This is a genomic window from Glycomyces buryatensis (genome assembly GCF_004912275.1).
Classification (GTDB): Bacteria; Actinomycetota; Actinomycetes; order Mycobacteriales; family Micromonosporaceae; genus Glycomyces; species Glycomyces buryatensis.
Map to the genome: position 1 here is coordinate 41,165 of NZ_STGY01000041.1, position 22,886 is coordinate 64,050.

Genomic DNA, 22,886 nt, shown 5'->3' on the forward strand with positions numbered 1-22,886 from the left:
CGATCAGCAGCAATGGAACAGGGGATTCGTGGCTCGCGGCACCGTGACTATGAGCGACGTGGCCGAGCTCGCCGGCGTCTCGAAGATGACCGTCTCGAACGTCGTCAACGACCGGCCCGGCGTCTCGGGCGAGGTCCGCGAGCGGGTGCTCAAGGCGATCCGCAAGTCCGGCTACCGGCTCAACGTCTCGGCCCGGACCCTCAAGTCGGGGCGCACCGGGGTCATCGGACTGGCGGTTCCCGAGGTCGACCGGCCCTACTTCGGACTGCTCGCCGCCCAGGTGATCGCCGAGGCCGACCGGCGCGGCTTCCACGTCGCCGTCGAGCAGACCGGCGCCGCCATCGCGGGTGAGCTCGACGCGATCGCCCAGTCCCACCGGCTCCAGTTCGACGGCCTCATCCTCTCGGCCGTCGGGTTCGACCCCCGCACCTGGCGCCTGCCGAGCGGCGACCTGCCGCTGGTCATGCTCGGAGAGCAGGATCTCGGCATGAGCATCGACCACGTCATGATGCCCAACGAGGAGGGCACCGAGGCCGCCACCGGCCACCTGGTCGAGGCCGGATGCCGCAAGATCGCGATCGTGACCGGCGCCTCCGGCGACGAGGACACGAACGCCTCCTCTCGCCGTTACAAGGGCTACCTGTCCGCGTTGGAGCGCCACGGCCTCACCCCGGACCCGGCGCTGCGGGTGACCGCCCCGGGTTGGGACCTCGAGGGCGGCCGCGCCGCCGGACACCGGCTGGCCGAGGCCGGAGCGGCCGTCGACGGCGTCGTCGCGGTGACCGACACGGTCGCCCAGGGCGTGCTGCGGGGCCTCGCCGACAAGGGCGTGCGGGTCCCGGACCAGGTGCGGCTCATCGGATTCGACGATATCCCCGAGGCCGCCTACATGACCCCTTCGCTGTCGACCGTGGCGCCCGACCACCAGTGGATGGCCGCCAAGGCCGTGGAACTGGTGGCGGCCCGGATCGCCGATCCGGACCGCGAAGCTACCCAGCACACCGCCCCCTACGCGATCATGGCTCGCGAAACCACCCGCTGAGAGTCCTTGTGGGACCGGATGGGTGGTCGCCGATTGGGGAGGTCCGCAGTGCCCGAGGATATTTTTCCGCTCCCGCGGCGGCCGAACGTCCGCCTACCGAAAGTTGTAAACGGACGTTCGATAACAACGGGAGCGGAAAAATAGACCGGGCAATGCTCCTGCGCAATCGGCGACCACCCATCCAGCATTCCCGGCATTAGGGACATCGACAGGCGTCGCTTGAGACGGGGTCATGGGATGAATTCGGGGACTGAGTGGAATACTCCTCGCAAACCCCGGTTCTGCGTAAGGAGCAACCCCGCCATGCCACTCGACCGCCGATCCCTCCTCTCCACCTCAGCGGCGGCCGCCGCCGGCGCGGGCGCCGCGTTGGCCGCCGCCTCCCCCGCGTCCGCCGAGTCCGACCGGCGCCAGTCCAAGCGGTACTCGTTCACCGTCCTGGGCACCACCGACCTCCACGGTCACGTCTTCAATTGGGACTACTTCGCCGACGCCGAGTACTCCGACGCGAACGGCAACGCCAAGGGCCTCTCGCGCATCGCCACGCTGGTGAAGCGGATCCGCGAGGAGGAGGGCCGCGAGAACACCATCCTCATCGACGCCGGCGACACCATCCAGGGCACGCCCCTGGCCTACTACTACGCCCGCGTCGACCCCATCACCGGTGCGGCCGGGCCGGTCCACCCGATAGCGCAGGCCATGAACGAGATCGGCTTCGACGCCGCCGCGCTGGGCAACCACGAGTTCAACTACGGCCTGGACACGCTGCGCGTCTTCGAGTCGCAGCTGGACTTCCCGCTCCTGGGCGCCAATGTCATCGAGACCGCCACGGGCGAGCCGGCCTTCCCGCCGTACCACTTCGTCAAGCTCGATGCCCCTCACGGCCGCGATGTCAAGGTCGCGATTCTGGGCCTGTGCACGCCCGGCGTCCAGATCTGGGACAAGGCCTATGTGGAGGGCGTGCTGGAGTTCCCGAGCCTGGAATCGCAGGCCGCGTACTGGGTGCCGAAGCTGCGCGAGATGGGCGCCGACGTCGTCATCGTCTCGGCCCACTCCGGTACCTCCGGCACCTCGGCCTACGACCCCGAGGTCGTGCCCGCGATCGAGAACGCCTCGAAGCTGGTGGCCGAGCAGGTCGCCGGGATCGACGCGATCCTGGTGGGCCACGCGCACATCGAGATCGAGGAGGAACTGGTCACCGGCCCCGACGGCGGCACCGTGGTCATCTCCGAACCGCACTTCCACGGCCAGCGCCTGACCCGGTTCGACTTCGAGCTGGAGTGGAAGCGGGGCTGCTGGAAGGTCGAGTCGGCCGGGGCGACGATCCTCAACTCGAACAGCGTCGAGGACGACCCGCGCATCACCGAGATCCTCTCCGACGAGCACAACGAGGTCGTCACCTACGTCAATCAGGTGGTGGGCCAGGCGACCGAGGACCTGGACACCGTCGCCGCCCGCTACACCGACGCGCCGATCATCGACCTGATCACGACGGTGCAGGCCGAGACGGTCGCGAACGCCCTGGCGGGCACCGAGTACGCCCAGCTGCCGGTGCTGGCGCAGGCCTCGCCGTTCTCGCGGACCTCGAAGATCCCCGCCGGCGACGTGACGATCCGGGCCCTGTCGGGCCTGTACATCTACGACAACACCCTGGTCGCGAAGCTGCTGACGGGCGCGCAGGTCCGGGCCTACCTGGAGTACTCCGCGGAGTACTACGTACAGACGGCACCCGACGCGGCGGTCACCCCCGACGCGATCACCAATGCGGGCGGCAAGCCCGACTACAACTACGACTACGTCTCGGGGCTGACCTACGAGATCGACATCGCCCAGGCGGCGGGTTCGCGCATCGTGAACCTCCAGTTCGAGGGCGCCGAGGTGGACGACGCGCAGCAGTTCGTGCTGGCGGTGAACAACTACCGCGCCAATGGCGGCGGCGCGTTCCCGCACGTGGCCGATGCCGAGGAGCTGTGGAGCGAGTCGATCGAGATCCGCACCCGGATCATCGAGTGGGCGACCGCCAAGGGCGTGCTGGATCCGGCCGACTTCGCCTCGTCGGACTGGTTCCTCACCCGCGAGGGCACCCCGATCGAATTCGCGTAACGGCGAGCCGAGGCCCGCCCGGCCCACTAGGTCCGGGCGGGCCTTTTGTATTCGCGGGACGCTACCTACCGGTCGGCTAGTCGGCGTGGCACTATTGCCGGGAACCGACCCCGTTTCGACGATGCCGCTAAAGACGCCCAGGAGCGCAAATGAACCTTCGCGAAGAGGCCGCCGCGATCGCCCCCGAGCTGATCGCGCTGCGGCGAGCGCTGCACCGGATCCCCGAGATCGGCCTCCACCTGCCCGAGACGCAGGCGGCCGTGCTCGAAGCGCTCGAGGGCCTGCCGCTGGAGATCAGCACCGGGACGAACTCGACGTCGGTGACGGCGGTACTGCGCGGCGGTAAGCGCGGTCCGGCCGTGCTGCTGCGCGGGGACATGGACGCCCTGCCGGTCACCGAGGAGACCGAGGTGGACTTCGTCTCCGGGCACGTCGGGACCATGCACGCCTGCGGCCACGACCTGCACACCGCCGGCCTCGTCGGCGCCGCGAGGCTGCTCAGCGCCCACCAGTCCGAGCTCGCCGGGGACGTCGTGTTCATGTTCCAGCCCGGCGAAGAGGGCGATGACGGGGCCGGGCACATGATCGCCGAGGGCGTGCTCGAAGCGGCGGGCCGCCAGGTCGACGCCGCCTACGGGCTGCACGTCCTCTCGGACATGGTGCCGCGCGGGGTCTTCACCACCAGGCCCGGCCCGATGATGGCCGCGTCCTCGGGACTGTTCGTGAACGTCATCGGCAAGGGCGGACACGGCTCGCGCCCGCAGGCCACGCTCGACCCGATCCCGGTCGCCGCCGAGATCGTCACGGCGCTCCAGAACCTGATCACGCGCAGGTTCTCGGTGTTCGAGCCGATCGTGATCACCGTGGGCACCTTCCACGCCGGGACGCGGTACAACATCATCCCCGACAACGCCAGGTTCGAGGCCACCGTCCGAACCTTCTCCGAGGCGGCCCTCACGCAGGTCGAAAAGGAGTCGGTGAGGCTCGCCGAGGACATCGCGACCGCCCACGGCCTCACCGCCGAGGTGCGGTTCGACCGCGAGTACCCCGCGACGGTCAACAATGCCGACGAGGCCGCCTTCGTGGCCGAGACCGTGGCCGACCTGTTCGGCTCCGAGCGCTACACCGAGATGCCCGATCCCGTCATGGGCTCGGAGGACTTCTCTCGGGTGCTGGAGGCCGTGCCGGGTTCGTACCTGTTCTACGGCGCCACCGTCCAGGACGACCCCGCCGAGGCGGCCTCGAACCACTCGCCGCGGGCCGCCTTCGACGACAGCGTCCTGGCCGACGGCGCGGCGCTGCTGGCGGAACTGGCGGTCCGCCGCATGAATCGCGGCTGATCACCGCGCAGAGTCCGGATTCGGGTCAGCTCATCTCGGCTGTCGCCTTCTCCATTCGCCGCTGCATCTCCTCAGGCGGCACGTCCTCGACGTGTGAGGCGACGCTCCAGCGGTGACCCCAGGGGTCCTCGAAGGTTCCTATCCGGTCGCCGTAGAACTCGTTCTTGACCTCTTGCAACTGCTTGGCGCCGGAGGCCAGCGCCGATGCGAAGACGGCGTCGACGTCCTCGACATAGACGTGGAGCATGACCGACGTGCCTCCGACGTTCTTGGGGCCGATCGCCCCCATGTCGGGGAATTCGTCGGCCATCATGACGACCGATTCACCGAGTTTGAGCTCGGCATGGCCGACCTTGCCTCCCGGCGCTTCCATCCGCATCCGCTCCTCGGCCCCGAGCACGCTCTTGTAGAACTCGATGGCGTCGGTGGCGCCGTCGATGAAGAGGTAGGGCATTACTCGCGGAGAGTCGGTGGGGATCGGTTGCACTTCTGGCATGGCTGTTCCTCCTTGGTCGATTGGACGGTGCGCCGGGTCTGGGCCGCGGCGTCTTTTCCAGAAAACCATCAGGACCGGCAGGGCGCAGCCGACCGGGCAGGAAAGCGCTCTACCGCTTTCGCGCCGGCGTGGCCACGGATGGATGACGTCAGACCTGCCGGTCGATGGCTATAGCGCGCCGTTTTCCAGGGCAACTCGGGCAAATCGCTACCCACCCTGGACATCGATGTTTCTATGTCTGTAACTTTGTTGGAAGGTGTTCGCGCACGTCCCCGGCAATGCGCGCGGCCACCGCTCCGCCATTCGAACGCATTGGAGCGAACATGCGAAAACTGAAGCGCCCGAAGCTCATCGCGCTCGCGGCCGTGGCCGCCCTCGCCACGGCGAGCCTGCTCACCACGCTGCCCTCCCAGGCCGCCGAGCCGGATGATGACGGCCCCCAGGCCAGCCAGACCGGCGGCTACCTCTTCACCTACTTCACCGGCGAGGGCAGCGCCGACGGCGAGCAGGTCTACTTCGCGCTCAGCGACGGCGAGAACCCGACCTCCTTCACCGAGCTCAACGGCGGCCAGCCGGTGCTCACCTCCACCCAGGGCGAGCAGGGGGTGCGCGACCCGTTCATCATCCGGGCCCCCGAGGGTGACAAGTTCTACCTCATCGCCACCGACCTGAAGATCCACGGCAATGGCGACTGGGACGGCGCGCAGCGCCACGGCAGCCTCTCGATCATGGTGTGGGAATCGGAGAACCTCGTCGATTGGGGCGAGGGTCGCCTCGTCCAGGTCTCGCCCGAATCGGCCGGCAATACCTGGGCGCCCGAGGCCTACTGGGACCCGGAGCAGAACGCCTTCGTCGTCTTCTGGGCCTCGAAGCTCTATGAGACCGAGGACCACTCCGAAGACACGTACAACCGGATGATGTACGCCACGACCACCGACTTCGTGAACTTCTCGCAGCCGCAGGTGTGGGTCGACAAGGGCTACTCCACCATCGACTCGACCCTCATCGAGGATGACGGGACCTATTACCGCTACACCAAGGACGAGCGCAGCGGCACCTCTTGCGGCAAGTTCATCATGTCTGAGACCTCGACCTCGCTGACGAACACCGAATGGGACTTCCAGACCGAGTGCATCGGCTCCGGATCCATCAACCAGGGCGAGGGCCCGCTGGTGTTCAAGTCCAGCACCGAGGAGAAGTGGTACCTGTTCATCGACGAGTACGGCGGCCGGGGCTATGTCCCCTTCGAGACCACCGACCTCTCCAGCGGCGAGTGGACCCCGGCGTCGGACTACGACCTCCCGGCGAGCCCGCGCCACGGCACCGTCCTGCCGATCACGGCGGATGAGTACGAGGCGCTGACGGAGGTCTACGCCGACGTCGATTAGCGGACGAGACAAAGGAACGCCCGGCAGGACCGAATGGCCTTGCCGGGCGCTCCCCCGCCGCTTGACGTTTCCTATGCCGCTCCGGCGACCACGAAGATCACGCTCGCCAGGCCGAAGCCGATGACTCCGACCAGGGTCTCCAGGACCGTCCACGTCTTGAGCGTCGTCTTGACGTCCATCTCAAGGAACCGGCCGACCAGCCAGAAGCCGGAGTCGTTGACGTGGCTGGTCATCACCGAACCGGCGGCCAGCGCGAGCACGACCGCGGCGAGTTCGACGCCGTTGTAGCCGGCGTCGGCCACCAGCGGCTGGACCAGGCCCGCGGCGGTGATGAGCGCGACGGTCGCCGAGCCCTGGGCGATGCGCAGCGCGGTGGCGATGACGAAGGCGGCCACGATGACCGGCAGTCCGATGCCCTCGAGGGCGTCGGAGAGCGCGTCGCCGATGCCGCTGCCGCGCAGGACGCCGCCGAACATGCCGCCGGCGCCGGTGATGAGGATGATCGCGCAGACCGGGGCGAGGGCCTTGTTGAGCAGGTCGTCGATGGTCTCGCGGGTCTTGCCGCGGCGGGTGCCGAGGACGTAGCTGGCGACGAACACGGTGACCAGGAGCGCGACGGTGGTCGAGCCGAGAGTCCGGGCGACCCAGAACCAGGTGGCCTCGTCGTCGACCCAGCCGGCGGAGCCGGCGGCATTGAGGCCGGTGTCGGCGAAGATCATGACCAGCGGGAGCAGGAGCATCGCGACGATGGTCCCGGCCTTCGGCGGGTTCTCCTTCTCATCGACCTGCGGGCCGCCCGAGAGGATGTCGGGGACGGGCAGGACGATGCGCCTGCCGGCCCACAGGCCGAACAGGTAGCTGGAGAGGTACCAGGTGGGGATGGCGACGAGGAGGCCGAGGGCCACGACGAGGCCGATGTCCGCGCCGAGCAGGCCGGTGGCGGAGACCGGTCCGGGGTGCGGGGGCACGTAGATGTGCATGACGGAGAACGCGCCCGCGACGGGGAGGGCGTACAGGAGGACGCCCCCGCCGAGCCGTCGCGCGACCGCGAAGACGATGGGCAGCATGACGATGAGCCCGGCGTCGAAGAAGATCGGGAAGCCGAAGATCAGCGAGGCGACGCCGAGGGCGAGCGGGGCGCGCTTCTCGCCGAAGCGCCGGATGAGCGCGTCGGTGAGAGCTTGGGCGCCGCCGGAGGCCTCCACGAGTCTGCCGAGCATGGCGCCGAGGCCGACCAGGATGGCGACGCTGGCGAGCGTCGTCCCGAAGCCCTCGGAGAGGGTCGGAAGGATGAACTCGGCCGGGATCTGGGCCGCGAAGGCGGTGGCGATGCTGACGGTGATGAGCGCCAGGAAGGCGTGCACGCGCAGCTTGATGATGAGGAACAGCAGCACGGCGATCGCGGCGGCCGCGATGCCGAGCAGCGGCCCGGTACCCAGGGTCTGGGTCCATTCGGTTTCCATTGAGGCAAAGCTCCTTTGCTTTACGGGCGGACGGGCGCCGATGGGTTAGCGCGCGTCCTCTTGCAGGCCTAGCGCCCGCAGGGCGGTGTCGGTGATCTGCTCGGGGGTGCCGCTGACATCCACGGCGGTCCCGTCCTCGTCGTCGGCGAGGGGTTCGAGGGCATCGAACTGGGACCCCAGCAGGCCCGGCGGCATGAAGTGGTCGCTGCGCTCGGCGAGCCGGTCGCCGATCACTTGGCCGGTGCCGCTGAGGTGGACGAACCGCACCCGGGCGGTGGACTCGCGGAGGAGGTCGCGGTACCGGCGCTTGAGTGCCGAGCAGGCGACGACGGTGTCCTCGCCGTGCTCGTCGTGCTCGGTGATCCAGTCCCGCAACTTCCGCAGCCAGGGCTCGCGGTCGTCGTCGGTGAGGGGGGTGCCCGCCCGCATCTTGGCGATATTGGCTTCGGGGTGGAACTCGTCGGCCTCGGCCATCTGCCAGCCGAGCCGGTCGGCGAGTTCCCGGGCGACGGTGCTCTTGCCCGAGCCCGAAACGCCCATCACCACCAGGCAGGTCGTGGTCATTCGACCCCTCCTCCTCGAAAGGTACTATCTTTGCTCGGAAAAGGTAGCACCATTAAAACCCGGCTGCAACACGGTCCGGATAGCATTCAGACATGAGCGACAGCGGACGGCCGATCGGCACAGGACTCCACGATCCGGTCCTGGAGACCATCGGCATGGAGATCACGTGCGGAGAGCTGCCCGCCGGCCACGTCCTGACGCTGGACGGGATCGGCGAGCGCTTCGGGGTCTCCCGCACCGTCGCGCGCGAAGCCATGCGGGTGCTGGAGTCGATGTGCCTGGTCCAGTCGCGGCGGCGCGTCGGGATCACGGTGCGACCCCGCGAGGAGTGGAATGTCTTCGACCCCAGGGTGATCTGGTGGCGCCTGTCGGGCTCGGACCGCGACGCCCAGCTGCGTTCGCTGACGGAGCTGCGCATCGCCGTCGAGCCGCTCGCCGCCGCCTCCGCGGCCCGGGGGGCCTCGGCCGCGGAGCGCTCACGGGTCGTGGAGCTGGCGACGAGCCTGCGCAAGCTCGGTGAGGCCGCCGAACTGACCGAGTTCATGGAGGCCGACGTCGAGTTCCACACACTTCTACTGCGGGCGGGGGGCAACGAGATGTTCGCCGCTCTGTCCAACGTGGTCGGATCGGTGCTGCGCGGGCGGACCCAGCTGGGCCTGATGCCGCACCAGCCGGTCCCCGAGGCGCTGGACCTGCACGAGGCCGTCGCGGAGGCGGTGGCCGCCGGACGGGCCGCCGACGCCGAGGACGCGATGCGCAAGCTCCTCGCAGAAGTGCGCACAGCGGTACTTCCGTCGTGAATCCCAGTACAATCCGTCACGACTTAACATGGCTCACAACTGCATCAGAACCGCACCCCGGTTCGTCATCCAGATCGGACAGCCATGCCCGAGTTCGACCCGGTTCCGCTCCCCCGCTACGACGGGCCCGAGACCGCACCCCAGTCCCTGATAGCGGACATCACCGCGTGGATAGGTTCAGATGCGCTCCGGCATTTGGTGAACGCGTTCGGCGGTGACCCGCTGGGCCGCGACCCGGATTCCTATCTGGACTACCTCGACGCGTTCTCGGCCGAGCACTGGGACTTCCGGGCCGGTCGGGAGCGCTTCGAGACTCGCGCGAAGGAGCTGTCCGCGCCGTGCGAGGCCGAAGTTCGGGCGGCCGCGCGGGCGCTCGGACTGGGCGGCATCGCGAGTCCTAATTGGGAGCGCTATACCCATGTGCTGGTGCTGGGCGGTCTTGCCGGCTCCTGCCTGCTGCGCGCCGACTTCGCCGCGCGGCTGCTGAAGTCGGGCGTCACCGCCGACCGGGTGACCGGGGTGGGCGGGTTCCGGCCGCTGACGGAGGCGGAGGTCGAGTCCGCCGCTCGGACCGGTCTGGACTGCGGCCGCTTCGAGGTCGACGCCATGGCCGCGGGACTCAAGCGCGCCTTCGGGATCGCCGCCGAGCCCGAGGTCGAGATCGGCGGTGATCCGCACCGCGAGCCCGAACGGGCCTGGCAGGTGGCCGCGTACGCCTCGGAGGGCCGCACGGTCCACGTGATCGCGGCGCCGTCCTCGCAGCCCGAACGGCGCCGGGCCGACACCGTCGACACCTGCCGGTTCTGGGCCGACCGGGTCGCGGGGCTCGTTCCGGGCGATCGCATCCTGGTCGTCACCTCGGCGCCGTTCGTGCCGTTCCAGCACTGCGAGGCCATCGCCCACATGGGACTGCCCCACGGATGCGGCATCGACACCGTCGGCGTCGACCACGCCTCGGCCCCCGAACCCCATCTGCGCCAGGAGTACACCGCCAGCGCCTATCTCCAGGAGGTCCGCTCGGCGATCAGGTCGATGCGAAGGCTCCACAGCGCCGCACAGCGGCATCGTTAAAGGGCAAAAGGCGACCCCCGGAGCGCCAGCATTCCGGGGGTCGCCTTGGAAGCCTCAGCACAAGAAGCGTGCGTAGGCCGGGAGGGTGAGGAAGGTTGGGTAGTCCTCGCCGAGTGCGACTTCGGTGAAGACCTCCTTCGCGTCGTCGAAGCGGTCGCCCTCGAACCGGTCGAGAGCGCCGAACTCCTCCTCCACGAGGGTGCCCACCCACTCACGCGTGATGGTGCGGCCGGTGTCGGTGCGGGCCTCGGAGTTGATCCACTGCCAGATCTGGGAACGGGAGATCTCGGCGGTCGCGGCGTCCTCCATCAGGTTGTTGATGGCGGCCGCGCCGTTGCCCCGCAGCCAGGACTCGATATAGCGGACGCCGACCTCCACATTGGCGCGGATCCCGCGCTCGGTGATGTCCCCTTCGGTCCCGGCGACATCGAGCAGCGCCGCCGCGTCGGGCACGACGTCCTCGCGGAGCCGCTCGATCTGGTTGGGGACGCCGCCCAGGGCCTCGTCGAAGACCGCCATCGCGACCGGGACGAGGTCGGGGTGGGCCACCCAGGAGCCGTCGAAGCCGTCGCCGGCCTCGCGGGTCTTGTCCGCCCGGACCTTCCCCATCGCCACCTCATTGGCCTCGGGGTCGCGTCGGCTCGGAATGAACGCGGCCATGCCGCCGATGGCGGAGGCGCTGCGGCGGTGGCAGGTTCGCACCAGCAGCTCGGTGTAGGCGCGCATGAACGGCGCGGTCATGGTGACACGGTCGCGGTCGGGCAGGACGAACCTCGGGCCCCGCTCGCGGAAGTTCTTGATCACCGAGAAGATGTAGTCCCAGCGGCCCGCGTTGAGCCCCGAGGAGTGGACCCGCAGTTCGTAGAGGATCTCCTCCATCTCGAATGCGGCGGTGATGGTCTCGATCAGGACGGTGGCCCGGATGGTCCCCTGGGGGATGCCGAGCAGGTCCTGGGCCAGGACGAACACGTCGTTCCACAGCCGCGCCTCGAGATGCGATTCGAGCTTGGGCAGGTAGAAGTACGGCCCGCGCCCGAGTTCGATGAGCCGCTTGGCGTTGTGGAAGAAGTAGAGCCCGAAGTCGACCAGGCTGCCGGCGATCGGGACGCCATCGATCTGGAGGTGCCGCTCGGGCAGGTGCCAGCCACGGGGGCGCACGATGATCGTCGGCAGGTCAGTCAGGGCCTGGCCGCCCAGGCGGTATTCCTTGCCGTTGTCCGCGGTGAAGTCGATGCGCCGCTCGATCGCGTCGATCAGGTTCACCTGGCCGCCGATGACATTGGACCAGCTGGGGGTCGAGGAGTCCTCCAGGTCGGCCATCCAGCACTTCGCGCCCGAGTTGAGGGCGTTGATCGTCATCTTCCGATCGCACGGGCCGGTGATCTCGACGCGGCGGTCCTCCAGGCCCGGAGCGAGCGGCGCGACGGACCAGGAGAAGTCGTCGCGGACCTCGGCTGTCTCGGGCAGGAAGTCGGGGTCGACCCCGTTGGAGATCCTGCCGCGCCGCTCCTGCCGGCGCTGCAGCAGCTCCTGACGGCGGCCGACGAAGGCCCGGTGCAGCTCGGCGAGGAACGCCAGCGCCTCGGGAGTCAGGATCTCCTCCTGTCGCTCGACTGCCGCTGCGGTGACGGCCACGGCCTCGCCGGTGCGGGCTTCGACGGTTGAACTCATTGCAGCCTCCTAATGGAGAGGTGGTCGTCGGATGAATGGTAATGGCCGCGGCGGGGCAGCGTCGCTGTTAGCGCGGACAAAATGCCCGACCTCAGTGGCTGCGGCCCTGTCGTCTCAGACAAATTGTCCGGCCTCGGTCGATCCCGCCAGGGCGAGCGTCGAGCCTTCGGGGTTGAGCGCGGACGTCACGTGGTCGAAGTAGCCGGTGCCGACCTCTCGCTGATGCTTCGTCGCCGTGTACCCGCGGTCCTCGGCGGCGAACTCGCGCTCCTGGAGGTCCACATAGGCGCTCATGCCCTCGCGGGCGTAGCCGTGGGCCAGGTCGAACATCGAGTAGTTGAGCGCGTGGAAGCCCGCGAGCGTGATGAACTGGAAGGTGAAGCCCATCGAGCCGAGCTCGCGCTGGAACTTCGCGATGGTGTCGTCGTCGAGGTGACGGCGCCAGTTGAACGAGGGCGAGCAGTTGTAGGCGAGCATCTGGTCCGGGTACTCGGCCTTGACGGCCTCGGCGAAGGCCTGGGCAGTCTCCAGGTCGGGCGTGCCGGTCTCCATCCACAGCAGATCGGAGTACGGCGCGTAGGCCTTGGCGCGGGCGATGCACGGCTCCAGGCCACCCCGGACCCGGTAGTAGCCTTCGGCGGTCCGCTCGCCGGTCAGGAACTCCTCGTCCCTCTCGTCGACATCGGAGGTCAGCAGCGTGGCGGCCTCGGCGTCGGTGCGGGCGATGATGAGGGTCGGGACGTTCTCGACGTCGGCGGCCAGCCGCGCGGCATTGAGCGTCCGCACGTGCTGCGAGGTCGGGATGAGGACCTTGCCGCCCAGGTGCCCGCACTTCTTCTCGGAGGCGAGCTGGTCCTCCCAGTGGACGGCGGCGGCGCCGGAGTTGATCATTCCCTTCATGAGCTCGTAGGCGTTGAGCGGGCCGCCGAAGCCGGCCTCGGCATCGGCGACGATCGGCACCAGCCAGTCGTCGACGGACTGGACGCCCTCGGCGGACTCAATCTGGTCGGCCCGCATGAGCGCGTTATTGATGCGGCGCACCACCTGCGGAACCGAGTTGGCCGGGTAGAGCGACTGGTCGGGATAGGTCTGGCCGGCCACGTTGGCGTCGGCGGCGACCTGCCAGCCGGACAGGTAGATCGCGCGAAGCCCGGCCTTGACCTGTTCGACGGCCTGGTTGCCGGTGAGCGCGCCGAGCGCGGCCGTGTAGCCGCCGGTGGCACGGTCGTCGTTCAACTGCATCCAGAGCCTCTCGGCCCCGCGGCGGGCCAGGGTGTGCTCCTCGGTGACGCGGCCCCGCAGACGGACCACGTCCTCGGGCCGGTAGTCACGGGCGGTGCCCTCCCAGCGCGGGTGGGTGGCCCAGGTGGCCGCCAGGCGCTCGGCGGCGAAGTTGGGGTCGCTGCTTGATTCGGACATCGTCTGCTCCTCGGTCGCGCGGGCCGTCCCACAGAACGGCGGTTACTTGCAGGTAATAGAAATCTTTCACCTTGATCAAGCGAAAGAAAGCCATTTGCTGTGGAAAGAACGGCCGTTCTTCGCTAATAATGAAGAAATGGCAAAGCAATCTCCATCCGAAGCCGCCGAGCACCGGCCGTGGGGCGCGGCCGAGGCGGCCGAACTGGCGGCCGCGGCCGACACCGCGATCGACCTCATCAGCCTGGGCAAGCAGATCAGGCACCTGCGCAAGCAGCGCGAATTGAGCCTCGACCAGCTCGGCGAGGCCGTCGGCACGGCGGCCTCGCAGCTGTCGCTGATCGAGAACGGCAAGCGCGAACCGAAGCTCTCGATGTTGCGGGCCCTGGCGCGCGAGCTCGGGGTGACCTCCGACCAGCTGCTGGGCGCCGACCCGCCCAACCGCCGCGTGGCCCTTGAGATCGAGCTCGAACGGGCGCAGCGCAGCGCGCAGTACGCGTCGCTCGGACTGCCCGCCGTCAAGCCCTCCTCGCGGCTCCCCACCGAGGCGCTCGAAGCGCTCGTCGGCCTCCACCACGAGGTCGACCGGCAGGTCAACCTCCACACCGCGACCCCCGAGGAGGCGCGGCGGGCCAATACCGAACTGCGCCGGCGGATGCGAGAGAAGGACAACTACTTCGGCGAGATCGAGGCCGAGGCCCGCTCGCTCCTCGCGCATGTCGAATACGAGTCCGGTCCCCTGTCCCAGCACCAGATCGCCGCGCTGGCCGCCTACCTCAGGTTCACCCTCCACCACGTCGACGACCTGCCGCACTCCACCCGCTCGGTCACCGACCTGCGCAATCGGCGGATCTACCTGACGCAGAACAAGTCCAGCTCCCACGACCCGCGCATGGTGCTGCTCCAAGCCCTCGCCAGCCACATCCTGCGCCACGAGGTCCCCCAGACCTACCTGGAGTTCCTGAGCCAGCGCGTGACCGCGAACTACCTGGCCGCGGCCCTGCTCATTCCCGAATCCAGCGCGGTCGAGCACCTGCGGCAGGCCATGGGCGAGAAGGAGATCGCAGTGGAGGACCTGCGGGACAACTTCGCGGTGTCCTATGAGGCCGCCGCGCACCGGTTCACGAACCTGGCCACGCACCACCTGGGCATCCGGACCCACTTCCAGAAGGTACACAAATCGGGGATCATCTTCAAGGCCTACGAGAACGACGACGTGGCCTTCCCGACCGACGCGACCGGCGCGATCGAGGGCCAGCCGATCTGCCGCAACTGGACCAGCCGCCAGGTCTTCGACGTGCTCGACAAGTTCTCGGCGTTCAACCAGTACACCGACACGGCCACCGGCACCTACTGGTGCACGGCCCGCACCGAGCGGGGCCCGGACGGGGAGTTCTCGCTGTCGATCGGCGTGCCGTACGAGTCCGCGAAGTGGTTCCGCGGCAAGGAGACCCAGGCCCGCTCGGTCTCGCGCTGCCCGGACCCGGAGTGCTGCCGCAGGCCTCCGCGCGAACTGGCCGAGCAGTGGGCGGGCCAGGCGTGGCCCACGGCCAGGGCGAACTCCTCCCAGCTGGCGGCCATGCCGCCGGGTTCGTTCCCGGGGGTGGACGAGACGGAGGTCTACCAGTTCCTGGAGAAGCACTCTCAGCACTAGGCGGGTGGTCGCGGATTGGGCAGGAGCCGCGAACGTCGCCGAACGGCGATCGCCCACCGCGGGCATATATTGACATTCTTGACTTTATGCCCCGGCTGTGGATACGGTGGCCGACAAGCGTTTGCACAAACGCTTTCCAATCGGCACCGGCACAACCGAGAGGCACCTTCCATGCAACCGAACCGATCCGCCCGCCGCGCCCTCGGCGCGGTGGCCCTGACCGCCGCGACCGGCATCGCCGTCACCGCCACCGCGCTGGCCTGGGCCGACGAACCCTCCGCGGAGCAGGACTCCACCCTCACCGTCGCCACGGACGGGGACGACGCGAACCCCGGCACCGTCGAGGCCCCGCTCCAGACCATCCAGGCCGCTGTCGATCTGGCCGAACCGGGCACCGTCATCCAGATCCGCGAGGGCACCTACGACCCCGAGACCAATGTCCAGATCCTCTCCGACGGCACCGCCGAAGCCCCGATCACCATGCGCCCCTTCGAGGGCGAGCAGGTGATCATCGACGGCGAGAACATGCCCCACACCCCCGCTCCACTCGACGGCTCCATCCCGCGCGCCGAACGGGGCGCGTTCCACATCGAGGGCGATCACTGGGTGTTCGAGGACCTGGAGATCATCAACGGCCCCTACGCGATCTTCGCGCTCGACTCCAACGGCAACGTCTACGACGGACTGACCACCCGCGACAACTACGAGTCGGGCCTGCACATCCAGGGCGCCTCCTCGAACAACCTCGTCCAGGACCTCGACGCCTACGGCAACCGGGACCCGCGCAAGAACGGCGAGAGCGCCGACGGTCTGGCCATCAAGGAGGGCTCGGGCGAGGGCAATACCGTCATCGGCGCCCGCCTGTGGGACAACTCCGACGACGGCTTCGACGCCTGGGAGTTCCTGTCCCCCATCACGATCCAGAACTCGGCCGCCTGGGGCAACGGCTACAACCGCTGGGACCTGCCCGATTACCAGGGCGACGGCAATGGCTTCAAGATGGGAGGCGGCGGCGAGGACACCGACCCGGCGGCCGACCACATCGTGGAGAACTCCGTCGCGTTCGAGAACTCCCAGCACGGCTTCACCGACAACGGCAATCCCGGCAACCTCTCGATCGAGCGCGGCACCGCCTGGGCCAACGAGGAGACCGGCTTCGACTTCGACGCCTCGACCTCGACCCTCCACGCCAATCTGGCCGTGGGCAATGCGGTCCCGGTCGCGCTCGGCTCCTCGACCGGCTCGGGCAACTCCTGGGACCTGGCCGACGACTGGAGCGACGCCGACCTGGCCTCGACCGATCCGGCCGAACTGACCGGGCCGCGCGAGGCGGACGGCTCGATCCCGGCCACGGACTTCCTGCGTCCCACCGACCATCCCGACCTCGGAGCCGACTTCGGCTAGGTTAATGCGAGGATTCCTCTATGAAACAACCGACGTTCGTGCTCATCCACGGCTCCAACGCCAACTCGTTCTCCTTCGCCCCGCTCCAGCGCGAACTCGCGCTGCTCGGGCACCGGTCCCTCGCGGTAGACCTGCCGGGGCACGGATTCGGAGCCACCTTCCCGGTGTCCTATCAGGCCCCGCAGGATCCCGGCGAGCTCGCCTCCGCTCCCTCCAATGCGGCGGGCAAGACGCTCGCCGACAATGTCGAGCATGTAACCGGAATCCTGCGCCGGGTCCGCGAGCACGGACCGGTGATCGCCTTGGCCCACAGCCGGGGCGGAATCACCCTGACCGCAGTCGGGAACACCTCGCCCGAGCTGCTCGACCACATGGTCTACGTCTCGGCCTGGTGCTGCGTCGAGAAGCAGCCGCAGGAGTACATGGCGGAGCCCGAGGCCGCCTCCAGCGTGCTGGGCGAAACGGCCGCCGTGCTGGCCACCAATCCGATGGAGCTGGGCGCGCTGCGCATGAACTGGCGCACCGCCGACAGCGGCCTGCTGTCGATCCTGAAGAAGTCCATGCTCCCCGAGGGCACGGACGACGAGTTCCGGACGTTCCTGAACACCCTCGAACCCGACGAGAGCCTGGACGCGGGCGGCCCCGACGACCGGGCCCAGGCCGACACCTGGGGGCGCATCCCCCGCACGTTCATCCGCCTGACCGGCGACACCTCCCTCCCGGCCCCGCTCCAGGACCGCTTCATCAAGGAGGCGGACGCCCTCACCCCGGACAACCGCTTCAACGTCCACTCGCTCGACAGCGGCCACGTGGGTTTCCTGGTCCACCCGGAGAAGGCGGCCCGGCTGCTAGCGGGACTGGCTTAGCGAACACCGCCCGGCCTCGTTGGCCTGGAAACGACATCGCCCCGGCGGACCTCGGTGAGAGGTCCGCCGGGGCGATTCGCGTCGTCGTCAGTCGTTGGCGAGCCTTGCCAGCCGCTCCGGAGTGGGCCACTTGACGTGCGAGACCCACTTGGCCTTCTCCAGGAACCAGATGATGCGCGCCGAAGTGTCGATCTGACCGCGCTTGACGCCGTGGCGGGCACAGGACTGATCGGCGTGGTGGGAGTTGTGCCACGACTCGCCGCCCGACAGCAGCGCCAGGGGCCAGAAGTTCGCGGCCTTGTCGCGGCTCTTGAACGGCCGCTCCCCGATCATGTGGCAGATCGAGTTGGTCGACCACGTCGCGTGGTGCAGCGCCGAGACGCGGACCAGCGAGGCCCAGAAGAACGCCGTCAGCGCGCCCGCCCACGACATGGTGATGAGCCCGCCGAGGACGGCCGGCAGGAAGAACGTCAGCACCGTCCACAGCCAGAACAGTTTGTCAATCGCGACGAGGTCCCTGTCCCGCAGCAGGTCGGGAACGTAGCGCTCCTGGTTGGTGGTGTTCTCGCGCTCGAACATCCACCCCATGTGCGCGTGCCAGAAGCCCCTGGTGAGAGCCCAGATCGATGTACCGTACCGCCACGGCGAGTGCGGGTCGCCCTCCTTGTCGGAGAAGGCGTGGTGACGGCGGTGGTCGGCCACCCAGTTGATGACCGGCCCCTGCACCGACATACTGCCGAGGATCGCCAGGGCGATCTTCACCGGCCGGTTGGGGCGGAACGAGCTGTGAGTGAACAGCCGGTGGTACCCGACGGTGACGCCGTGGAGGGTGAACGCGTAGAAGCCGATGGAGAGCCACACATCGGTCCAGCTGAGCAGCCCGGTCGTCCAGGCGATCGGAACCGCGGCGGCCAACGCGGCCATCGGCACGATCAAGAAGAGGTAGACCAGCGACTGGCGTCCCGCGTCGCGGCGCTCGCCCATCACGGGCTTGGCCCCGGCCTTCGTCTGGACCGGTATCTTCGCGTCCGCCACTACCGTCATCGCACTCCCTAGCATCCGATTCGTCTCACGCCTCCATACTCGTCGCGACGGGGCGCCGGCGCACGGGGCCGGAACGGTGCATCTCGGACGACATTGCCCCCCTGCAAGTAGGGGGTCTAGGGGGTGTGGGTTCCAACCGGATGCGGCGCCCCTGGCGGCGGCCTAGTTGCCGTCGAGGTAGGCGAGGACGGCCAGGACGCGGCGGTTGTCGTCCTCGGACTGGCCGAGTCCGAGCTTGCGGAAGACGTTCGCGGAATGCTTGCCGACGGCCTTCTCCGTGATGAACAACTGCGCGGCGATCGCGGCATTGGTGCGGCCCTCGGCCATGAGACCGAGCACCTCCAGTTCGCGGGCGGTCAACGCGTCGAGCCGGTTCTGCTGCTTGCCGAGCAGGCTCGCCACGACCTCCGGGTCCATCGCCGTGCCGCCGGCGGCCACGCGCCGCAGCGCCTCGATGAACTCGCTGACATTCGAGACCCGGTCCTTGAGCAGGTAGCCCACGGCGCCGCGCCGGTCGCCCAGCAGTTCGCGCGCATACAACTGCTCGACGTACTGCGACAGCACCAGAATCGGCAGGCCCGAGATGGTGCGGCGGGCCTCGATGGCGGCGCGCAGTCCCTCGTCCTTGAACGTCGGGGGCAGCCGAATGTCGACCACGGCGATGTCCGGTCTGTGCTTGAGCAGCGCCGCCGTCAGCGACGGGCCATTGTCGACCGCCTCGACCACGGTGCAGTCGTGGGCCTCGAGCATCCTGGTGAGGCCATCGCGCATCAGCGAGTGGTCCTCGGCGAGAACGACATCCATGGTGCTCCTCAACTTTAAAGAACGACTTGGTCGGCGATCCGGCCGCCCGCGGCAGGGATGGACATGGTGACGACCGTGGGTCCGCCCTCGGGGCTGGACACCTCCACGGTCCCGTCGAAGGCCGACAGGCGCCGCCGCACCCCGTCCAGCCCGCCGCCGGGGGCGACCTTGGCGCCGCCGCAGCCGTCGTCGGTGACCTCGATGGTCAAGACACCGGCGACGTGCTCGACGATGATGCACACCTTGGAGGCCCTGGCGTGCTTGGTGATGTTCGTGAGGATCTCGTTGGTCGCGAAGTAGGCCGCGGCCTCGACCGGCGGGGGCAGCTTGCCGGGAATCCGGTCCACCACCGTGACCGGCAGCGGATGGTCCAGCGACATCGCCTGGAGCGCACCGGAAAGACCCCGGTCGGCCAGGACCGGCGGGTGGATGCCGCGCACCAGCTGGCGGACCTCGGTGAGCACCGCCGAGCACTCCCCGCGGGCCTCGCCGACGAGCTTCGCCGCCTCCTCCGGCTTCGAATCGCGCAGCAACTCCTCGGCCATCCCCAGGGTCAGACTCAGCGCGGCGATGCGCGCCTGCGCCCCGTCGTGGAGATCCCGCTCGATGCGGCGCAGCTCCGCGGCAGCGTAGTCGGCGGTCTGGTCGCGGGCCTCGCGAAGCTCGCTCACCCGCGCCGTCAGCACCGTCTTCGCGGTCGGGCCCAGCAGCACCACGCCCAGGTACGAGTACCAGCGAAGCAGCAGCTCTCCCCAGCGCCACCAGGCGACGCCGCAGGCCAGCGCCAGCGGCACCAGCATGAGGGTCTTCGCGGCCGTGTCGAAGTCGTAGAAGCCGAAGTTGTTGACGACGGGGCTGCTGGTGTGCCGGAACACGGTCGCCAGCAGCAGCGGCTGCACCAGGTAGTAGACGGCGATGCCGAACACGCTCAGGTAGAGCAGGTTGACCATGAAGCCGAGGGTCGCGTCGATCGCGAGCCAGGCGACGTCGCGCCACGTCGCGGCCTCGCGGACCATCGAAAGCGCCTGCTGGTCGAGCCGGCCCTTGACGCGGGGCTTGTAGGGGGCGGGGATGACGATGCCGAGCTGCCCGCCGATGACGCGGCGCTGCGCGTTGGCCCAGGCGCGGATGGCGAGGAGCACGAACACGGCGATGGGTACGCCGACCCAGAAGACCACGAGAGCGCCGGTGACGAGCGCGGCCGCCAGCAGCGCGCCGGCGACGATCGTCAGACTGAAACTGAGCACCGACCAGCCCGGCAGGGCTAGGCGACGAGTCAGCCTGGTTATCGGATTTGATGGTGGCAGCGACATAACACTGCAAGCCTACCTGGGGTTATTCCACGCTCTGGCATGGTGGATCGCACGACACCGGCATCGCGGGCGCCTGGTTAGAGTTGCGCGAGCGGGATTCTCAAGGAAGGGGGCCGGGATGGTCGATCGACGCTGGGCGCTGGTCACCGGCGCCTCCTCCGGCATCGGCGAGGAGTTCGCCCGGCAGCTGGCGCGCGCGGGATACGACATCGCGCTGGTCGCCCGTTCCCGCGACAGGCTGGAGGCGCTGGCCGCCGAACTGGAGTCCGCCCACGATGTCGAGACCGCCGTCATCGGGCAGGACCTGGCGGAGCCGGACGCGGGCGCGCGGGTCGCCGCCGCCGTCGCCGAGCGCGGCATCACCGTCGAGATGCTGGTGAACGATGCCGGCATCGGAACGCTCGGTCCCGCCGCCACCGCGGACGCAGGTTACGAGCACGACGAGGTCATGATCAATGTCGTCGCGGTGACCGACCTGGTGAACCGCTTCCTGCCCGGCATGACCCGGCGACGCTCGGGCGCGATCATCAATGTCGCGTCGATGGCGGGCTTCCAGCCGCTGCCGAACATGGCCGTCTACGCCGCCTCGAAGGCCTACGTGCTCAATTACAGCCTCGCGCTGTGGTCGGAGCTGCGCGGCAGTGGCGTGAAGGTCCTGGCGGTGTGCCCGGGCCCGGTCGGCACCGGCTTCGCGGGGTCCAACGACATCAAGTACAACCGCGACAAGCTCGGCTGGGCCCTCAGCCGCGCCGAGCCGGTCGTGTCGCAATCCCTCGCGGCCCTGGAACGCGACCGCGGTTACATCGTCCCCGACTGGCGCTTCAAACTCGGCGCGCACGTCCTACCGAGGCGCCCGCGCAAATTCTGGACCCGCGTCACGGGCCGGTTCATGCACTACCTGGACGAGCACCAGCCGCGCTGAGATTCGTGAGTCGAGACCTCAGGAGTCCAGGCGGGCGATCGAGAGTCCGTCGTAGCCCTTGACGCCGACGGTCTGGATGACGGTCCCGTCCAGCCGCGGGTTCGCCGCCACCGCTTCGAGGTAGGCCCGCACCCCCTGCACGTTCGGGTCGCGGCTGAGCGAGTCGGCCACGGCTCCGCCGCGCACCACATTGTCGGCGACGATGAGGGCGCCGGGCCGCGAGAGCTTCACGGCCCAATCGAGGTAGGCGGGGTAATTGAGCTTGTCGGCGTCGATGAAGACCATGTCGAACGGCTCGACGCCGGATTCGGCGAGTTTCGGCAGGCTCTCCAGGGCGGGACCGACCTGGATTTCGACGATTCCGACCAGTCCGGCGCGGGCGACATTGGCGCTGGCGACCTCGGCGTGACGGGGGCTGAATTCGAGGCTGACGAGGTGGCCGTCGGAGGGCAGGGCCCGGGCCATCCAGATCGCGCTGTAGCCGCCGAGCGTCCCCAGTTCGAGGATGCGCTTGGCGCCCTGGATCTTGGCCAGCAGGTGCAGGAATTTGCCTTGGGAAGCGGAGACCTGGATGGGGGGCAGGCCCGCCTTTTCGCTCGCGGCCACGGCCCCTGAGAGCACCTTGTCCTCACCGACGACGAGCGAGTCGAGGAATGCGTCGACTGCGGTCCATTGCGCTTGGCCCATGATGTCCCCTTCGCGGAGTTCGAGAACTACGATGGAACGCTATCACCCGCGCGGGAGACCGGTCACTTCCAATTAAGGGCGTCGAATCGTTGCGACAGTTCGCAGAGAGCCCGCGAATAGTACCCCTAAAGTATGAAGAACGTTGTTGTAATTACTACATTCCAGCAAAATTGACCGTGGTCTTTTGTCTGTTTTTGCCCCCGTATCGGGGGAACGCGCCCCGCTCGGTCTTGCAGATCATCGTACGACGCAAGAGCTTGAATGATAGACCTGATTCACAGACGATTCATCGCCGCGATACCGGGCCCGATCCGGGGCGGCGATGGAATGGAAGGACGACCGACTTCGGGGGAGGCGGTCGCACACTGGGGGGTATCGCTATGAGCATGGCACGATCGGCAACTGTCGACATCGGCACCACCATGCGTCTCGTCGCGCCCGATTTCGCGACCGTGAGTGTGCGGGCGAGTCTGCGCTATGACCCGGAAGACCCGTACGCGGTCTGCGTCATGTTCCATCCCGACGGCACCGACTCCGACCAGGTCGCGTGGTCGTTCTCGCGCGAGCTGCTCGCGAAGGGCCTGGAGGAGCCGACCGGGATCGGCGACGTGCGCGTATGGCCGTGGACCACGCCCCGGGGCGAATCGGTCGCGCTGGCACTGTCCTCTCCGGACGGCAATGCGCTGTTCGAGATCAATCGCGGCGTGGTGCAGCGATTCCTTAGACGCGCCTACAGCCTGGTGCCCAGGGGCCGCGAATCGGGACATGTGGACCTGGATACGGCGCTCACGAAACTCCTCGCCGGGGGCGTTTGAGACAACCGGACTTCAAGGAAGGG

19 protein-coding genes and 1 pseudogene are annotated in these 22,886 nt (G+C 68.5%); 11 read left to right on the plus strand and 9 right to left on the minus strand.

All coding sequences use genetic code 11. The features are described 5' to 3' along the window. The 3 genes from FAB82_RS09900 to FAB82_RS09910 all read left to right on the plus strand — a co-directional run. The coding region (locus tag FAB82_RS09900; RefSeq protein WP_211116494.1) for a LacI family DNA-binding transcriptional regulator at window positions 1–1,042 on the plus strand (1,042 nt) is incomplete at its 5' end. A 303-nt stretch (window positions 1,043–1,345) separates the two neighbouring features. Further along, the gene (locus FAB82_RS09905) at window positions 1,346–3,145 is read left to right on the plus strand and encodes a bifunctional metallophosphatase/5'-nucleotidase (RefSeq protein WP_136534383.1); all 1,800 of its coding nucleotides are present in this window, start codon (window positions 1,346–1,348) and stop codon (window positions 3,143–3,145) included. A gap of 149 nt (window positions 3,146–3,294) precedes the next feature. Beyond that, window positions 3,295–4,485 (plus strand): M20 metallopeptidase family protein, encoded by a 1,191-nt coding sequence (locus tag FAB82_RS09910; RefSeq protein WP_136534384.1) that lies wholly within the window; start codon window positions 3,295–3,297, stop codon window positions 4,483–4,485. Between the two features lie 25 nt (window positions 4,486–4,510). Here FAB82_RS09910 and FAB82_RS09915 read toward each other — a convergent pair whose 3' ends face one another. Beyond that, complete coding sequence (locus FAB82_RS09915; RefSeq protein WP_136534385.1) at window positions 4,511–4,981, minus strand: VOC family protein; 471 nt, start codon at window positions 4,979–4,981, stop codon at window positions 4,511–4,513. Window positions 4,982–5,304: 323 nt separating this feature from the next. Between FAB82_RS09915 and FAB82_RS09920 the strand changes: the two are divergent. Then, window positions 5,305–6,354, plus strand: a pseudogene (locus tag FAB82_RS09920) (glycoside hydrolase family 43 protein); the annotation flags it as partial. Window positions 6,355–6,440: 86 nt separating this feature from the next. Here the strand turns inward: FAB82_RS09920 and FAB82_RS09925 are convergent. Together FAB82_RS09925 and FAB82_RS09930 are read right to left on the minus strand one after the other, a co-directional pair. Further along, on the minus strand, window positions 6,441–7,832 hold the full coding sequence (locus tag FAB82_RS09925; RefSeq protein WP_136534387.1) for a GntP family permease: 1,392 nt from the start codon (window positions 7,830–7,832) through the stop codon (window positions 6,441–6,443). 45 nt (window positions 7,833–7,877) lie between these two features. Continuing rightward, the gene (locus tag FAB82_RS09930; RefSeq protein WP_136534388.1) at window positions 7,878–8,396 is read right to left on the minus strand and encodes a gluconokinase; all 519 of its coding nucleotides are present in this window, start codon (window positions 8,394–8,396) and stop codon (window positions 7,878–7,880) included. Between the two features lie 92 nt (window positions 8,397–8,488). Here FAB82_RS09930 and FAB82_RS09935 point away from each other — a divergent pair, with 92 nt between their 5' ends. Both FAB82_RS09935 and FAB82_RS09940 read left to right on the plus strand, forming a co-directional pair. Next, window positions 8,489–9,196, plus strand: coding sequence for a FadR/GntR family transcriptional regulator (locus FAB82_RS09935; RefSeq protein ID WP_136534389.1), 708 nt, complete (start codon window positions 8,489–8,491; stop codon window positions 9,194–9,196). Between the two features lie 84 nt (window positions 9,197–9,280). Continuing rightward, a complete protein-coding gene (locus tag FAB82_RS09940) occupies window positions 9,281–10,267 on the plus strand; it encodes a hypothetical protein (protein WP_136534390.1) in 987 nt (328 codons plus the stop codon). A 54-nt stretch (window positions 10,268–10,321) separates the two neighbouring features. On the opposite strand, the gene aceB is transcribed toward FAB82_RS09940, so the two are convergent. Both aceB and aceA read right to left on the minus strand, forming a co-directional pair. Then, entirely contained in the window at window positions 10,322–11,938 is a 1,617-nt protein-coding gene (aceB, locus tag FAB82_RS09945) for a malate synthase A (protein WP_136534391.1), read from the minus strand. 114 nt (window positions 11,939–12,052) lie between these two features. Continuing rightward, the gene (gene aceA, locus FAB82_RS09950) at window positions 12,053–13,357 is read right to left on the minus strand and encodes an isocitrate lyase (protein WP_136534392.1); all 1,305 of its coding nucleotides are present in this window, start codon (window positions 13,355–13,357) and stop codon (window positions 12,053–12,055) included. 136 nt (window positions 13,358–13,493) lie between these two features. On the opposite strand from aceA, the gene FAB82_RS09955 reads away from it, so the two are divergent. From FAB82_RS09955 to FAB82_RS09965, 3 genes are all read left to right on the plus strand, one after another. Beyond that, window positions 13,494–15,008 carry a helix-turn-helix transcriptional regulator gene (locus tag FAB82_RS09955; protein ID WP_136534393.1) on the plus strand — a complete coding sequence of 505 codons (1,515 nt, stop codon included), beginning with the start codon at window positions 13,494–13,496 and terminating at the stop codon, window positions 15,006–15,008. A 171-nt stretch (window positions 15,009–15,179) separates the two neighbouring features. Next, the gene (locus FAB82_RS09960) at window positions 15,180–16,412 is read left to right on the plus strand and encodes a right-handed parallel beta-helix repeat-containing protein (RefSeq protein WP_136534394.1); all 1,233 of its coding nucleotides are present in this window, start codon (window positions 15,180–15,182) and stop codon (window positions 16,410–16,412) included. A gap of 20 nt (window positions 16,413–16,432) precedes the next feature. Next, window positions 16,433–17,278, plus strand: a complete 846-nt coding sequence (locus tag FAB82_RS09965; protein WP_136534395.1) for an alpha/beta hydrolase — start codon at window positions 16,433–16,435, stop codon at window positions 17,276–17,278. Between the two features lie 87 nt (window positions 17,279–17,365). On the opposite strand, the gene FAB82_RS09970 is transcribed toward FAB82_RS09965, so the two are convergent. The 3 genes from FAB82_RS09970 to FAB82_RS09980 all read right to left on the minus strand — a co-directional run bounded on the left by FAB82_RS09970 (window position 17,366) and on the right by FAB82_RS09980 (window position 20,373). Beyond that, window positions 17,366–18,322 (minus strand): acyl-CoA desaturase, encoded by a 957-nt coding sequence (locus FAB82_RS09970; protein ID WP_136534396.1) that lies wholly within the window; start codon window positions 18,320–18,322, stop codon window positions 17,366–17,368. 162 nt (window positions 18,323–18,484) lie between these two features. After that, window positions 18,485–19,126 carry a response regulator gene (locus tag FAB82_RS09975; protein WP_136534397.1) on the minus strand — a complete coding sequence of 214 codons (642 nt, stop codon included), beginning with the start codon at window positions 19,124–19,126 and terminating at the stop codon, window positions 18,485–18,487. 14 nt (window positions 19,127–19,140) lie between these two features. Next, complete coding sequence (locus FAB82_RS09980) at window positions 19,141–20,373, minus strand: sensor histidine kinase (RefSeq protein ID WP_168801519.1); 1,233 nt, start codon at window positions 20,371–20,373, stop codon at window positions 19,141–19,143. Between the two features lie 184 nt (window positions 20,374–20,557). On the opposite strand from FAB82_RS09980, the gene FAB82_RS09985 reads away from it, so the two are divergent. Next, complete coding sequence (locus FAB82_RS09985) at window positions 20,558–21,361, plus strand: SDR family NAD(P)-dependent oxidoreductase (protein WP_136534399.1); 804 nt, start codon at window positions 20,558–20,560, stop codon at window positions 21,359–21,361. Between the two features lie 18 nt (window positions 21,362–21,379). On the opposite strand, the gene FAB82_RS09990 is transcribed toward FAB82_RS09985, so the two are convergent. Continuing rightward, window positions 21,380–22,048 (minus strand): O-methyltransferase, encoded by a 669-nt coding sequence (locus FAB82_RS09990; RefSeq protein WP_136534400.1) that lies wholly within the window; start codon window positions 22,046–22,048, stop codon window positions 21,380–21,382. 380 nt (window positions 22,049–22,428) lie between these two features. Between FAB82_RS09990 and FAB82_RS09995 the strand changes: the two genes are divergently transcribed. Beyond that, entirely contained in the window at window positions 22,429–22,863 is a 435-nt protein-coding gene (locus FAB82_RS09995; RefSeq protein ID WP_136534401.1) for an SsgA family sporulation/cell division regulator, read from the plus strand. The last annotated feature ends 23 nt before the right edge of the window (window positions 22,864–22,886 follow it).

Coding starts and splice junctions, on each gene's coding strand:
- FAB82_RS09905 (WP_136534383.1), top strand. CDS start 1,346: ATGCCACTCGACCGCCGATCCCTCCTCTCCACCTCAGCGGCGGCCGCC.
- FAB82_RS09910 (WP_136534384.1), top strand. CDS start 3,295: ATGAACCTTCGCGAAGAGGCCGCCGCGATCGCCCCCGAGCTGATCGCG.
- FAB82_RS09915 (WP_136534385.1), bottom strand. CDS start 4,981: ATGCCAGAAGTGCAACCGATCCCCACCGACTCTCCGCGAGTAATGCCC.
- FAB82_RS09925 (WP_136534387.1), bottom strand. CDS start 7,832: ATGGAAACCGAATGGACCCAGACCCTGGGTACCGGGCCGCTGCTCGGC.
- FAB82_RS09930 (WP_136534388.1), bottom strand. CDS start 8,396: ATGACCACGACCTGCCTGGTGGTGATGGGCGTTTCGGGCTCGGGCAAG.
- FAB82_RS09935 (WP_136534389.1), top strand. CDS start 8,489: ATGAGCGACAGCGGACGGCCGATCGGCACAGGACTCCACGATCCGGTC.
- FAB82_RS09940 (WP_136534390.1), top strand. CDS start 9,281: ATGCCCGAGTTCGACCCGGTTCCGCTCCCCCGCTACGACGGGCCCGAG.
- aceB (WP_136534391.1), bottom strand. CDS start 11,938: ATGAGTTCAACCGTCGAAGCCCGCACCGGCGAGGCCGTGGCCGTCACC.
- aceA (WP_136534392.1), bottom strand. CDS start 13,357: ATGTCCGAATCAAGCAGCGACCCCAACTTCGCCGCCGAGCGCCTGGCG.
- FAB82_RS09955 (WP_136534393.1), top strand. CDS start 13,494: ATGGCAAAGCAATCTCCATCCGAAGCCGCCGAGCACCGGCCGTGGGGC.
- FAB82_RS09960 (WP_136534394.1), top strand. CDS start 15,180: ATGCAACCGAACCGATCCGCCCGCCGCGCCCTCGGCGCGGTGGCCCTG.
- FAB82_RS09965 (WP_136534395.1), top strand. CDS start 16,433: ATGAAACAACCGACGTTCGTGCTCATCCACGGCTCCAACGCCAACTCG.
- FAB82_RS09970 (WP_136534396.1), bottom strand. CDS start 18,322: ATGACGGTAGTGGCGGACGCGAAGATACCGGTCCAGACGAAGGCCGGG.
- FAB82_RS09975 (WP_136534397.1), bottom strand. CDS start 19,126: ATGGATGTCGTTCTCGCCGAGGACCACTCGCTGATGCGCGATGGCCTC.
- FAB82_RS09985 (WP_136534399.1), top strand. CDS start 20,558: ATGGTCGATCGACGCTGGGCGCTGGTCACCGGCGCCTCCTCCGGCATC.
- FAB82_RS09990 (WP_136534400.1), bottom strand. CDS start 22,048: ATGGGCCAAGCGCAATGGACCGCAGTCGACGCATTCCTCGACTCGCTC.
- FAB82_RS09995 (WP_136534401.1), top strand. CDS start 22,429: ATGAGCATGGCACGATCGGCAACTGTCGACATCGGCACCACCATGCGT.